Origin of the sequence: Microbispora sp. H11081 (assembly GCF_012999535.1) — a bacterium.
Lineage (GTDB): Bacteria > Actinomycetota > Actinomycetes > Streptosporangiales > Streptosporangiaceae > Microbispora.
The window spans coordinates 227,321-239,055 of sequence record NZ_JABBWV010000010.1 but is presented as its reverse complement, the minus strand read 5'-3'; the positions used below and the strand labels follow the sequence as shown (position 1 = coordinate 239,055).

The window sequence follows — 11,735 nt, the reverse complement described above, 5'->3', positions numbered from 1 at the left end:
GCCGATATTTTCGGGCTGTCAGAGAGATCTTCGGGGAGAGGATTCCCGCTGTGTCATCGCCGGCCCCCATTCAGGTTCAGCACGGCCAGATCCAGCAGGGCCACGTCCAGCAGGGTCACGCTCAGCAGGGCGCGTTGCCGCAGGCGGCCGCGCCGCTGCCGCCCCTGTGTCACGTCACCGTGGTCGCTCCGCGCAAGAAGGCGGACCTCGCGCTGCCCGCCGACATCCCGCTGCCGCACGTCCTGCCAGGACTGCTGCGGGCCGTAGGCGAGGTGGGCGGTGACGCGGCCGCCGCCCCCGGCTGGGTGCTCCAGCGTCTCGGCGGCCCGCCGCTCGACCTCGGCCAGAGCCTGGGCGCGCTGGGCGTCCTGGACGGGGAGATCCTCTACCTGCGCCCGCGCGACGCGGTGCTGCCGCCCGCCGTGTACGACGACGTGGCCGACGTCGTCGCCACCGGCACCAAGGAGGGCGGCGGCAGGTGGGAACCGCGGCACACGCGGCTGCTCGGCATGGGTGTCGCGGCGGGGCTCCTCGCGCTGGGCGCCGTCGTGCTCGCGCTGGCGGCGGCCCCGCCGCGGCTGACCGCCGGAGTCGCCGGAGCCGTCGCGGTGCTGCTGCTCGCCGCCGGGACCGTGGTGTCCAGGGCCGTCGGCCAGCCCACCGCGGGCGCCCTGATCGGCTACGCGGCCCTGCCGCACGCCTTCCTCGCCGGGTTGTTCACCCCGGGGGCCGCCGGGGCCGTACTGGTGCTCGGCGCGCCGAACCTGCTGGCCGGGCTCGCGTACACGGCACTGGTGGCGACGGTCGGCGGCGTGCTGATCGCGGACGGCGTGGCCGGCTTCCTGGGCGTCGCGGTCGCGTCCGTCGCCGGGGCGGCGGGCGCCGCGTGCGTCATGGTGTTCGGAGGACCGGGCGCCGGGGCGGCCGCGGTGGTCGCGACGGTCCTGCTGGCGCTGAGCCCGCTGATCCCCACGCTGTCGTTCCGGATGGCCAGGGTGCCGCTGCCGCCGCTGCCCACCAGCGCCGAGGAACTGCGCAGCGACAACCAGCGGATCGACGGCCCCCTGGTGCTCCAGCGGACCGCGCAGGCCCACAGGTACGCCACCGGCATGGTCATCGCGATCGCGCTCGCCGGTGCGGCGGCCGAGTTGCTGCTCGTCCAGCAGGGCGGCTGGGTCGCGCGTACGACGGCGGTGGTCCTGGCGCTGGCGCTCGCGATGCGGGCCCGGGTCTTCGCGGGGGTCGCCCAGCGGCTGTGGATGATACTCGCGGCCGTGGCAGGGGCCGTCGTGCTGACGCTCGGGCTGGGGGCGGGCGCCGACGCGGTCACCGAGGTGGCCGTGACGATCGGGGTGCTGTGGACGGCCATGCTCGTGCTCGGCCTCGGCCTCTGGCTGCCCACCGGCAACCCGTCGCCCTTCTGGGGACGGGCGGCGGACATCCTCGACGCGCTGCTGGTCGTCGCGCTGGTCCCGCTCACGCTGGGCGTGCTCGACCTGTACGCCTGGATGCGCGGCCTGTCGGGCTGACCGTCCCGGCCCGGGTCGCCGGCCTCCGGCGACCCGGGAGAGGTCACGCGGCCGGCCGCACGGGCAGCAGGGCGGGACGCTTGGCCGTACGGCCGTCGCCGGACGACCTGCCGAGGAGGCGCCGCACCAGCCACGGGCCGAGGAACGTGCCCGCCCAGCGCAACTCGGCGCCCAGAGCCCGCCCCCACCCGGCGGGATCCACCACGGGATGCAGGGGGAGCGTCCAGCCGTCGTCGCTGCCGGGCAGGCCGAGGGCGTGGGCCATGGCCGCGGCGATGCGCTCGTGGCCGAGCGGACTCGCGTGGAGCCGGTCGGCGCTCCACAACCGGGGATCGGTGCAGACGGCGTGGGGCGCCGTCTCCGCGACCACCACCCCGTGCCGCGCCCCCGCCTCCCGGATCCGGTCGTTGAGCTCGAACACCCGCGCCCGGAGCGGCCGGGCGATCGGCGCGATCTTCCCGACGTCCGGGAACGTGAGGGTCGCGACGCGGGCGCCGGAGGCCGTGAGATCGGCGAACATGGCCTCCAGGTGCCCGGCCACCTCCGCGGCGTCGAAACGCGGCCTCATCAGGTCGTTGACGCCCGCGACGACGGTGACCAGATGGGGGCGCAGGGCCAGGGCAGGCGCGAGTTGCTCGGCCCGCACCTCCCCGGCGAGCCGCCCGCGCACCGCGAGGTTGGCGTACGTGACCTCCGGGTCCACGGCCGTGAGCCGCTCGGCGAGCCGGTCGGCCCAGCCGCGCGGGTGGGCGGGGTCGCCGTCGCCGAGCCCTTCTGTCTGGCTGTCGCCGAGTGCGACGTAACGCAGGCGCTCACCGTCAGGCACGGGCCACCTCCGGGCTCGCGAGGGCCGGCGCGGCCCCCTCCCGTGGCGTGGCGGCGCTCCTCTCCCGCAGGATCGCCGCGGTGCGCAGGCACCAGTCGCGGTTGCCCTCCTCGAACGCGAGACCCCGCAGGCAGGTGAGGTACGGCCCGACGCGCCGGCCCGTACGGAGGAACTCCTCTTCGTTCAGCCCGCCGCGCATCTTCCGCAGAATGCGCCGGAACAGGTCGATCTTGGCCTCGGCCACGGCGGCCCGCTCCTCGACCTGCGTGATCAGCGACGCGGCGTCGACGTGGTCGGCGGCCTGCACCTTGACGAGCAGGTCGTCGCGGACGAACGACGGCTTCGACGCGGCCGACGCGAATCGCTCCAGCTCGGCGAGCCCGGCGTCGGTGACGTGGAAGAGCCGCTTGGTGGGCCGGGTCTCCTGGACGACCTGCCGCCCCGCGACGAGTCCTTCCCGCTCCAGCTTCGCCAGCTCGGCGTAGAGCTGCTGGGGCAGGGCGTGCCAGAAGTTCGCCACGCCGAGGTCGAACGCCTTGGCGAGCTGGTAACCGCTGAGCTCTCCGTCGAGCAGCGCCGCCAGGACGGCGTGCCGTAGGGCCATCGAACCGCTCCCTCTGTTCCTTGGATAGTCAAGAATATGACTATTCAAGGAAATGAGCATCGGGGGCGTCGACGTCGTACGGCGGGGCGAGGGCTACGGCGGCGGACGCCGGTCGGTGTCCGATGAGGACGTCCGCTGGCCGAAGGCGCGGCGCGCGTCGTCGAGAAGGCCGGTCAGGTGCGGCACTCCGGCCGCGTCGAGCCCGCCGCGCAGCATCGCCTCCTGCGCTTCCCGCGCCGCCGCCTCGGCCCGCCGTACGGCCTTCAGAACGGCCTCGGCCAGCGCGCGGCTGTCGAGCCCGCGCATGCTGAGCGGGTGGATGTCGAGGGCGCGGAGCGTGCCGACCGCGTCGACGGTCGCCGTGATCCGGCCCTCGTCGGCCCGGCCCACGTGCTCCCGCGTGCTCCATTCGGCCGCGAGTTCGTCCATCCACGCGGCCGCCGCCGACAGCCGTTCCATGCGGGCCCGGAGATCACGCATCTCGTCCACGATCACTCCTCCCGCAGCAGGGCCCGGACGTACGGGGCGAGCGGGTCGCCCGGCGGCGGCTCCTCCGCGAAGTCCGCCATGGCCCGGGCCAGCATTTCGCCCGTCGCGGCCCGCGCCGCGCCGATCGCGGCCAGGATCGCCGCGGACATCGCCTCGTGGTCGAGATCGCGCATCGCCCGCGGGTCGATCCTCAGCCCGAGCAGGTCGCCCGTTCCCGAGACCCGGGCCGCCACGGCGCCCGTGGCGTCGGTCCCCTCGGCCACCTCCTCGCCCAGCCCGCGCAGCAGGCCGGCGAGCGCGTCGACGCGGCCCTGGACCTCACGCACCAGCCCGGCGACGTCGCCTTCCCCGCCCTCGTTGAAGGCGGCCGTGTTCCTCATCGGCCCTCCTCCTCGCCCGCCGGCTGCCAGTAGTCCCGGATGTGCGCGGGATCGGCCACGGCGGGGGTCAGTGTGAGCTCGCGGTGGCCCCGCGCGGGGTCGCCCTGCTCGAAGAATGCGGCCCGCACGTCGTTGAGCTTCTGCTCGACCTTGTTGAGGTCGCCCTCGCAGGCCATGTAGACGTCGGCGAACTGCTTGACGAGGTTGCCCAGCGCGCTGGCGAAGACGCCCACCTGCGATATCAGCGCGACCCGTCCGGCCGGGTGGCCGCTCATCGCCGCCAGCGTGCGGAGGATCGGCGCAGAGGCCGCGTAGAGGCCGAACACCGACAGGTCGTACTCCAGGACCTCCTTGAACTGGTTCTGCATCGCGCCGCTCATCTCACCGGTGACGCGCTGGAGACTGTCGAACAGGATCGTGGTGTTGAAGCGGACGCGCCGCGCGAGCAGGTCGGCCGCCTGGCCCTTCCAGTTCGGGCCGACGTCCTGGAAGTAGGAGAACCAGATGTCGGACCTGCCGCTCTCCAGCCGGCCTCCCATCTCCTTCCACAGCTCACGCCGGTCGTAGAAGAGGAACGGATTGCCGAGGTTCAGCGTGGCCGCCACGTCCAGGGCGAGGGCCGCGCCCCCCAGCCCTGACATCGCCATCGCCATGCGCGTCTGCTGCCGTAGCGGGTGCAGCCCTTTGACCAGGTTGCGGAAGAAGCCGGGATCGGTGCGGGTGGCGGTGGAAGCGGCGGCTCCGCCGGCCTGCGGCACGTGTACGGTCCGCTGGAGGTTGCCGCCCGCGTCCGTGACGTACAGCGTCCCGGAACCCGGGGCGGGCCGGCCGGGAACGAGCAGGTTCGGCTCGCCAGGCGTGGTCGACATGCGGATCCTCTCAGCGATGCGTCTGCTGTACGGCCGTCCGGCTGGCCTTGTCCGCGGCCACGTAGTTGCCGGCGGCCCTGACCAACGTCTCGCCGTCCCCGCGCAGGGCGTCGCCGAGGATGCCGGCCGCGCCCGACCAGGTGTCGGAGACGGTGTTGAACCGGTGGACGAAGGCGAGCCCGACGATGGGGACCCCGGCGAGCGGAGCGAGGTTCCAACCCTGGAACCGGGGAGTGGCGTCCTTCACCCGCAGGACGCCCTCCGCGGAGTCGCCCATCGTCGCGGCGAACTTCCTGATGAAGCCGACGGCGACCTCGTAGCCGGTCAGGCCGGAGGAGCCGCCGTCGGGCGACGGCGTCGCCGCCGGGGTCCCGGAGGGCGCTCCCCGCGCCCGAATCGAGTCCGGCAGGCATGGACCGGCCGGGCACGCGGGCGTGTGCGGGCATGGGCTCACCACAGGGGTCACCACGGGGCTCACGACGGGGCTCGCCGAAGGGGTCGCCGTCGGAGCGGCGGAGGGGGCGGGGGCTCCGGGCGTCTCGAATGGCCCGCCGGAGGGGATTGCGCCGTACGACACGTGATCTTCCCTATCACCGGGCTCCGGAGTCCGGCTATCCGCGGGAGTGACGTTTCCGCAGGTGGAAAGCGGAAATTCGGGCCCTGTTCACTGACATGTAACGGCTAGTGCGCAAATGCCGTTAAGCCCACCTTTGATGCGTTAGCGTGCCGGTGTTCCGGAAACTTCGGAAATAGGGGGCTTAGATGGCAGGCAGCGGATTCGACGATTTCGACGTGGAGCAGTTCACCCGGCGGGCCGACGCCAGGATCGCGGCCGTCGAACGGCTCCAGGTGACCCTCGCCTCGCTCGTCGGCCGTGCCTCGGACGAGAGCGGCCTGGTCGAGGTGGAGTGCACCAGCCAGGGGCTGAGCGAGCTGGAGCTTCACCCCAAGGCGATGCGGCTGAGCTCGGGCGAGCTGGCCGAGCGGATCAAGGAGACGGTGCGCGCCGCCTCCGACGACCTGTACCGGCAGATGAACCAGGCCATGGCCGAGGCGCTCGGGCAGGAAGGCGACCAGACGAGGTTCCTGAACGATCCCGAGGCCGTGCTCGCCCAGGTGAAGGAGGCGGAGGCCGCCTTCGACAGGACCGCGGAGGACGTGCTGGGCGAGCTCGACCGGATCAGCCGCAGGCTGGACCTCTGACCGGCGGGCCCTGGCCCGGTGAACGCCGGTGGACGGCGCGTCAGCCGATGCGGTCGGGGCTGGTCGTGCTCGTCACCCGCCAGGGATCCGGCTCGGGGTCGTAGATCTCCCGCTCGCGTTCGTCCTGCCCGTTCGTCCCGGCGCCGGCCGCTCCTGGCGCGTAGGGCAGGAAGGACGAGCCCGGCCCGCCCTGGCCGGCCCGGTAGCCGCCCAGGAGGCCCCCGGCGTCCCCGGCGGCACCGCCGACCCCGTAGCCGGAGCGCGCCCCGCCGTACACGCCGATCACGCCGCCCGGTGGCAGCGTGCCGGTGGGGCCGACCGTCGGCATGGGCATCCGCGGGTCAGGGTGGCCGGTCAGCGGGTTGGGGGCGGTGCCCGTGGGGGTCGTGGCGCCGGGCAGGGGATGGGTGGTCGCCAGATCCGTCGAACCGCCGCCGATCACGGCGGGAGCCGTGCCCGACCCGTCGCCCGACCCGCCCGGCTGTCCCGCGCCGGGCTGCTGTCCCGCCCCCGGCGGAAGGCCCGTTCCCGGGTCACCGGCGCCGCCGCCCGCACCGCCGTCGCCCTGGTCGCCTTCTGAGCCCGAACCGCCGCCAGAACCGCCCGCGCCGCCGGAGCCGCCACTGGAGCCACCACCGGTGCCGCCCGAGCCGTCGCCGCCGGATCCCGAGCCACCGGACCCGCCCGAGCCCGAGCCGGCCGTGCCGTCACCGTACGAGCCGCCGCGCCATACGCCGTCGGAGGTCGTGGTGGGCGCGCCCGTCCCGCCCACGGTGACGCGGGGAGCGTCCACCAGGTCGATGCTCAGCGGCTGTACGGCGGGCAGTTGGAAGGCGAGCCCTTCCGCGAAGACGTTGTTGGCCTCCTGGATCCGCTGGTTGAGCCTGCGGAAGTGTTCCCTCGCCGGTTCGTGCTCGTTGGGGTAGGGCGCGGGGCCGGGAGACGGGGAAGGCGTGGGGAGGCTCCGGGACGAGGCGGAGGACGAGGACGATGGAGGTGGGTAAGGGGAGGGCGTGGGGGAGGGGCTCCCGCTCCGGCCGCCGCCCGCGCCGTCGTCAGAGCCGCCCGGGGCGGCGGGGAAGTTCGTCTTCGCGGCGCTGACCACGTCGGCGTACCGGGCCATCGCCTCCCCGCTGTCGGTCATGGCGTCGCCCAGCGCGCCCGCCGTGGCGTAGAAAGCGCGGAGGGCGGTCTGCACCTGCTCGGCCGCGGGGCCGCGCCAGGCGGAGGCCAGTTCCCTGGCGGTCCTGCTCAGGGCCGCCTGGATGCCGGTCTCGCCGCCCTTCCCGCCCACCAGGCCGGCGGCGTCGGTGAACGCCCGGCCGGCTCGGCGCATGGCGTCGGGGCTCGCGGCGTCGAGCTTCTGCTTGATCTGCTCCCGGGTGAGGTTGCCCGGGTCGAGCCCGTCGAGGCTCACGTATATCTTGATCGGCTCCCAGCCGGCTTCGGCCCCCATCGCGATCTTTCCCCTTGCCCTCGGCAGCTCACGCGCTGCTGCTCGTGTGGCCCTTTTCGTAGTTGACGACGGCCTGCTCCACCGCGATCACCATCGCCTCGATGCGGTCGATCAGCAGTTGGTACTTGCCGCCGAGCACCTCGTGGGCCTGCTCGGCGTTCAGGCCGAAGTATTTCGCCGCCTCCCACGGGCCGGCCTCCGTGGGACCGACGTTGGTCAGTCCCTGCACCTCGCCCGCGGTCCCCGGGCCGCTCCAGGTGGCGCTCATGTTCGCGGGAGCGCGTCCGCGCAGGGTGCCGAGCTCGTCCCGGAGCCCCTTGAGGATCTGCCGGACCCGCGTGTGGTCGATGTACACCTCTTCCGTGCCCCCGCCGAGGCCCGGCCAGTTCTCCGGCAGCGCCAGCTTCGGCGGCGGCGATCCGTTGTCGGGCGCGTAGCTCACTGTCGTCCCCCTCCTCTGCTCAGACCTTGTCGATGCGGGGGGAGGTGGTCTGCTGGTCGCTGACGAAGAAGTCCTCGTCCTCCAGCAGCCAGGTGCCGCGCTCATGCTCCTGGCGCTCGCCGCCCCCACTCGCCCCGTGCGGAGCCATCGGGATCATCCCGCCGTTCGCGACGGCCCGTGACGCCGCCCCGTTGACGCCCACGCCCCCGGCTCCACCGCCCGGGCCCGCGACGCCGCCCGCGCCGCCGCCCGTGCCGTACGCGCCGCCGCCGTACCCGGTGCCGGGACCCGGCCCGGTCGCGCCGGTCAGGTCGCCGGGGAGGCCGGCCTGCGGGGTGTGGCCGGAGAGGCTGGTGCCGCCGAGCCCGGCGTCGTCCAGTCGCGTGCCGTTCGCGCCGTTCGGCATGGAGCCGTTCAGCCCTGGGGCGCCGGCGCCCCCGTTGACTCCGCCGTTCAGGCCGCCGTCGAGTCCGCTGCCGGGACCGGCGCCGCCAGGTCCCGTGCCGATCCCGCCGCCGGGGCCGTACGGGTCGCCGGCGCCGTCCCAGCCGGGGATGCCGCCGTCGCCGAGGCCGTTCTGGCCGGCGCCGAGGTCGCCGAGCGAGGCCGGGCTCTGCCAGCCCTTCACGTCCGTGGGGACCATGCCGCTCGGAAGGGTCGTCCCCGGGCCGGTCAGCGGGTTGAACGTCGGTGGCGGCATGTCGAACTTCGGCACGTCGGTGTCGAGCGACTCGGGGAAGAGCGCGTTGGCGGTCTGCGTCGCCTGCGCGAGCTTCTTGAGGTGCTCCTCGGCCGCCTTCATGTCCGCCTCCTCCTTCGACTCGCCGAAGAGGTTGAAGAAGGGGCCGTCGCCGAAGGCCGAGCCGATGGCGCCGGCCAGGCCGCCGACGATGAACCCGCCCACGCCGCCGATGACCGCGCCGGGGATGGCGCCGACGCCCGCGAAGGGAGACCCGACGATGGCGCCGCCGGCCGCGCCGACCGCCCCCGCCTCGACGGCCGCGTCGTACCAGTCGATGTCGCTCTTCGTGGGCTCGGGGACGTTCTCGCCCCGGAACTGGTTGAGTGAGCTGGCGTAGACGTCCAGTGCGGGCACCACGCCGCGCGCCGAGGGCGACCCCGCCTGCCCCCCGGAAGCGGAGGTGTCCACGATCGCGGTCATCACCGCGACCGTGGAGGCCCTGAGCCGGCGGAGTTGCTCCTTGACCTGCTTGGCGTCCTCACCCGTGGTCCAGTGCTTGTCGAGGGAGTCGAGGTGCCTGTCGAGCACCTCGACCACCGACTTGAGCTTGTCGTGCACGCTCCTGAACTCGCCCGACGCCGCTCTGATCAGCTCGGGGTCGGTCTTCTGCAGCGAGTCGCGCAGCGTCTCCAGCATGACGACGCCCGGATCGGACGCGTCGATCGCCGCCCTGATCGGCATCCTCCGCTCCGCCACGGCGCCTCCTCAACCACTCCGCGTACGACTAGACGTCCGTCACGCCGACGTGCCGCGCGCCCGCGTGCTCTCCGGCGTCGAGGTTCCTGATCGCCAGTTCGAGGCGTTCTGCGGCGATGCCGAGGGTGGTGGCGATCTCCGCGTAGACGGCGGTGACCGCGACCTCCGCGCTGGTCACGCTGGAGTGGAACCCCGAGGCGGCCTCCCAGAAGCCGCCGATCGCCTCACGCCGCATGACCAGGCGCTTCACCGCGCCGCCCTCGTGGAAGGCCACCGGTGGCGTCGTGCGCTTGGACGCGCCCGGCGCCAGCACTTCGAGCACCTCCTCGAAGTCCTTGCGCGCGTTCCTGAGCGCCTTCCGGCTTACCTCCACGCCACCGTCGCGAGCCATGCGTCACCCTCCGTTGACGCCGTGACGGGACCGGCGAAAGGAGCGCCGGCGCCGTCCGGCCGTACCGCTGGACTCCGGTCACTTCCCGTCGAACATGGCCGCGTTGATCCGCTCCACGTCCTGCATGTTCATGTTGGTGATGTTGATGTTCTTCGCCAGCACGGAGACGATGTCGGCCAGGCCCTTGGCCTCCTGCTGCCAGATCCGCCGGGTCTGGTCGTAGGCGTCCTTGGCGCCGCCCTGCCAGATGGCGGTCTTGGTGTTGAGCTTGTTCTCCAGGTTCTCCAACTCGGTGACCAACCGGTTGAAGGCGTTCTGGAACTCGGTCTCGCCAGAGTCGAGACCGCTGAAGTTGACCTTTGTGACGTCGAAGTCCACGATCGCGCTCTCCGTCCGTTCCTGGTGGTTGTCTCGGGCTCAGCGGCTGTACGAGGCGGGCGGGGCCTGGTTGATGAGCGCCTCGATCTTGTTGATCTCGGCGGTCGCCTGCGCGTTGAACTCGGCGTAGTTCTTGTTGTTCGCCCTGATGCTCTCCGCGAGGGTTTGCAGGCTGCCCAGGATGACGTCCATGCGCTCGTGCCATAGCAGGTGCACCTTGTTGAACGCGTGGTGCGACTCGCCCTGCCAGTGAACCCTGAGGTTCTCGCCCGCGCTGTCCAGGTAACGCTGGATGCCGCGGATGTTCTCGGCCGCGTCGCCGATCCAGGTGATCGCCTCGTCCAGGTCCTGCCGGCTGACTTGAGCCTGGCCCGCACCAGAGTGGGACATGGCCACCTCCACTGATCCTGTCGATTGCCCCCGACCAGGCGGGTCGGGTGATGACCCAAATGTCACAGTAATGGATCTGTGGACGCATTGTTGGGGCTGTCCGAGATTAAGATTCTGTCACGGCTCTTGTGGTTTTGTCAGGCGAGAGGTTAGGGCTTTTGTACGTTTTGTGCGCTTTGGGATGACTCGGGTGGCACATAGATGAAAATGCAATCAAATGGCCGGAGGGTGCTGTGACCGAAACGAGCGGAAGCTCGGCGAACCCTTTCGCCGGCCTCGCGATCCCGGGGGGAACGGGCGGCGCGGTGGACCCGCGCCTGATGGACCCCGAGTTCGAGATGCACTACGGCGAGGTCGGGAAGTTCGGCGACAAGGTGGCCGGCCAGGGGCAGTATCTGGCGGACACGGGCGGCCGGATCAAGAAGATCCACCTTCCGCCGCTGACCTTCAGCTTGATGGGCGGCGCGCTGAACGGCGTGCACAGCCAGGTGCGCGACCAGACGGCCGACGCCGTGGTGAAGGGCAAGGACGTCCTGGAGTCCTGCAAGGCGGCACTCGACCAGGCGATCAAGAACGCGAAGGAAGCCGAGAAGCAGAGCTCGGGCGGCACAGGGGACGGCGCGAACGGTCTGAAGGGGGGCGGGATCGGCCCCAAGGGCCTGGGAGGGCTCGGGGGGCTCGGCGGCGGTCTGCCCAAGGGCGGATCCGGCCTCGGCGGCGACTTCACGCTGCCGGAGGACGCGCTCGGCGCCAAGCCCGGCTCAGGTCTGGAGCAGCCGGACCTGCCCGGTACGGGCGGCCTGCCCGGCTCCGGCGAGAACGGCGGCCTGCCCGGCGCCGGTGGCCCTGACGGCGGCGGTCTCGGCGGCAACGGCCTGGACAAGGACGCCCTCGGCCGTACGAGCCTCGACGGCCTGGGGGGAAACGGGGCGAACGCCCTGGAGACGCCCAAGCTGAACGCCCCGGGCGACACCTCTCTGTCGGCGCACAACCCGAACCTGCCCACCATGCCCTCCACGCTGACAGCCCCGGCGACGCCCGGCATCGGCACCGCGGGCTACGGGCCGGGCGAGTACCCCACGGGGACGCGGTCCGTCACCGGCGGCTACGGCGCGGCGGGCTACGGTCCTGGGGCGTACGCCACGGGCGGGGGCACGGGGACCGGGGGCGCAGGCGCCGGCGGGATAGCCGGCATGCCGTACGCCCCGATGATGGGACCGGGGGCGGGCGACCAGAAGAGTGAGAACCCGCGGGGCGCCGCGGAGCCGGAGCCCGAGAGCACCTGGTTCGGCGACGTGGACGTGGCGCCTCCCGTCCTCGGGGCGCAGGAGGACGTCTAA

Annotated in this window: 15 protein-coding genes; 3 read left to right on the top strand and 12 right to left on the bottom strand. The window is 72.8% G+C overall.

The annotated features are described in order from the left end of the window. The first annotated feature begins 50 nt into the window (after positions 1-50). Complete coding sequence (eccD, locus tag HHX31_RS24200; protein ID WP_311932210.1) at positions 51-1,529, top strand: type VII secretion integral membrane protein EccD; 1,479 nt, start codon at positions 51-53, stop codon at positions 1,527-1,529. A 43-nt stretch (positions 1,530-1,572) separates the two neighbouring features. On the opposite strand, the gene HHX31_RS24195 is transcribed toward eccD, so the two are convergent. From HHX31_RS24195 to HHX31_RS24170, 6 genes are all read right to left on the bottom strand, one after another. Beyond that, entirely contained in the window at positions 1,573-2,355 is a 783-nt protein-coding gene (locus HHX31_RS24195; RefSeq protein ID WP_169950622.1) for an SGNH/GDSL hydrolase family protein, read from the bottom strand. Continuing rightward, the gene (locus HHX31_RS24190) at positions 2,348-2,959 is read right to left on the bottom strand and encodes a PadR family transcriptional regulator (protein WP_169950621.1); all 612 of its coding nucleotides are present in this window, start codon (positions 2,957-2,959) and stop codon (positions 2,348-2,350) included. The genes HHX31_RS24195 and HHX31_RS24190 overlap by 8 nt, the downstream gene beginning before the upstream one ends. Positions 2,960-3,052: 93 nt before the next feature. Then, on the bottom strand, positions 3,053-3,439 hold the full coding sequence (locus HHX31_RS24185; RefSeq protein ID WP_249346465.1) for a YbaB/EbfC family nucleoid-associated protein: 387 nt from the start codon (positions 3,437-3,439) through the stop codon (positions 3,053-3,055). 11 nt (positions 3,440-3,450) lie between these two features. Beyond that, on the bottom strand, positions 3,451-3,828 hold the full coding sequence (locus HHX31_RS24180) for a YbaB/EbfC family nucleoid-associated protein (RefSeq protein ID WP_169950619.1): 378 nt from the start codon (positions 3,826-3,828) through the stop codon (positions 3,451-3,453). Then, positions 3,825-4,697 carry a hypothetical protein gene (locus tag HHX31_RS24175; protein ID WP_169950618.1) on the bottom strand — a complete coding sequence of 291 codons (873 nt, stop codon included), beginning with the start codon at positions 4,695-4,697 and terminating at the stop codon, positions 3,825-3,827. Before HHX31_RS24175 ends, HHX31_RS24180 begins: the two co-directional genes overlap by 4 nt. A 10-nt stretch (positions 4,698-4,707) precedes the next feature. Next, positions 4,708-5,175 carry a hypothetical protein gene (locus HHX31_RS24170; protein ID WP_169950617.1) on the bottom strand — a complete coding sequence of 156 codons (468 nt, stop codon included), beginning with the start codon at positions 5,173-5,175 and terminating at the stop codon, positions 4,708-4,710. A gap of 284 nt (positions 5,176-5,459) precedes the next feature. On the opposite strand from HHX31_RS24170, the gene HHX31_RS24165 reads away from it, so the two are divergent. Beyond that, positions 5,460-5,900, top strand: coding sequence for a YbaB/EbfC family nucleoid-associated protein (locus HHX31_RS24165; protein WP_169950616.1), 441 nt, complete (start codon positions 5,460-5,462; stop codon positions 5,898-5,900). A gap of 40 nt (positions 5,901-5,940) precedes the next feature. On the opposite strand, the gene HHX31_RS35290 is transcribed toward HHX31_RS24165, so the two are convergent. The 6 genes from HHX31_RS35290 to HHX31_RS24135 form a co-directional block, all read right to left on the bottom strand. Further along, on the bottom strand, positions 5,941-7,356 hold the full coding sequence (locus HHX31_RS35290; RefSeq protein ID WP_169950615.1) for a WXG100 family type VII secretion target: 1,416 nt from the start codon (positions 7,354-7,356) through the stop codon (positions 5,941-5,943). Positions 7,357-7,384: 28 nt separating this feature from the next. Beyond that, positions 7,385-7,798, bottom strand: coding sequence for a hypothetical protein (locus HHX31_RS24155; protein WP_169950614.1), 414 nt, complete (start codon positions 7,796-7,798; stop codon positions 7,385-7,387). 19 nt (positions 7,799-7,817) lie between these two features. After that, positions 7,818-9,236, bottom strand: a complete 1,419-nt coding sequence (locus tag HHX31_RS35285) for a WXG100 family type VII secretion target (protein ID WP_169950613.1) — start codon at positions 9,234-9,236, stop codon at positions 7,818-7,820. A 28-nt stretch (positions 9,237-9,264) separates the two neighbouring features. Beyond that, entirely contained in the window at positions 9,265-9,627 is a 363-nt protein-coding gene (locus HHX31_RS24145; protein ID WP_169950612.1) for a hypothetical protein, read from the bottom strand. A 78-nt stretch (positions 9,628-9,705) separates the two neighbouring features. Continuing rightward, positions 9,706-10,005, bottom strand: a complete 300-nt coding sequence (locus HHX31_RS24140; RefSeq protein ID WP_169950611.1) for a WXG100 family type VII secretion target — start codon at positions 10,003-10,005, stop codon at positions 9,706-9,708. 39 nt (positions 10,006-10,044) lie between these two features. Next, complete coding sequence (locus HHX31_RS24135) at positions 10,045-10,395, bottom strand: WXG100 family type VII secretion target (RefSeq protein WP_169950610.1); 351 nt, start codon at positions 10,393-10,395, stop codon at positions 10,045-10,047. Between the two features lie 233 nt (positions 10,396-10,628). On the opposite strand from HHX31_RS24135, the gene HHX31_RS24130 reads away from it, so the two are divergent. Further along, the gene (locus HHX31_RS24130; RefSeq protein WP_169950609.1) at positions 10,629-11,735 is read left to right on the top strand and encodes a hypothetical protein; all 1,107 of its coding nucleotides are present in this window, start codon (positions 10,629-10,631) and stop codon (positions 11,733-11,735) included.

What these genes read in the sequence shown, in the direction of transcription:
- HHX31_RS24190 (WP_169950621.1), bottom strand. Translation starts at nt 2,959, where the DNA reads ATGGCCCTACGGCACGCCGTCCTGGCGGCGCTGCTCGACGGAGAGCTC.
- HHX31_RS24185 (WP_249346465.1), bottom strand. Translation starts at nt 3,439, where the DNA reads ATGCGTGATCTCCGGGCCCGCATGGAACGGCTGTCGGCGGCGGCCGCG.
- HHX31_RS24180 (WP_169950619.1), bottom strand. Translation starts at nt 3,828, where the DNA reads ATGAGGAACACGGCCGCCTTCAACGAGGGCGGGGAAGGCGACGTCGCC.
- HHX31_RS24175 (WP_169950618.1), bottom strand. Translation starts at nt 4,697, where the DNA reads ATGTCGACCACGCCTGGCGAGCCGAACCTGCTCGTTCCCGGCCGGCCC.
- HHX31_RS24165 (WP_169950616.1), top strand. Translation starts at nt 5,460, where the DNA reads ATGGCAGGCAGCGGATTCGACGATTTCGACGTGGAGCAGTTCACCCGG.
- HHX31_RS35290 (WP_169950615.1), bottom strand. Translation starts at nt 7,356, where the DNA reads ATGGGGGCCGAAGCCGGCTGGGAGCCGATCAAGATATACGTGAGCCTC.
- HHX31_RS24145 (WP_169950612.1), bottom strand. Translation starts at nt 9,627, where the DNA reads ATGGCTCGCGACGGTGGCGTGGAGGTAAGCCGGAAGGCGCTCAGGAAC.
- HHX31_RS24135 (WP_169950610.1), bottom strand. Translation starts at nt 10,395, where the DNA reads ATGTCCCACTCTGGTGCGGGCCAGGCTCAAGTCAGCCGGCAGGACCTG.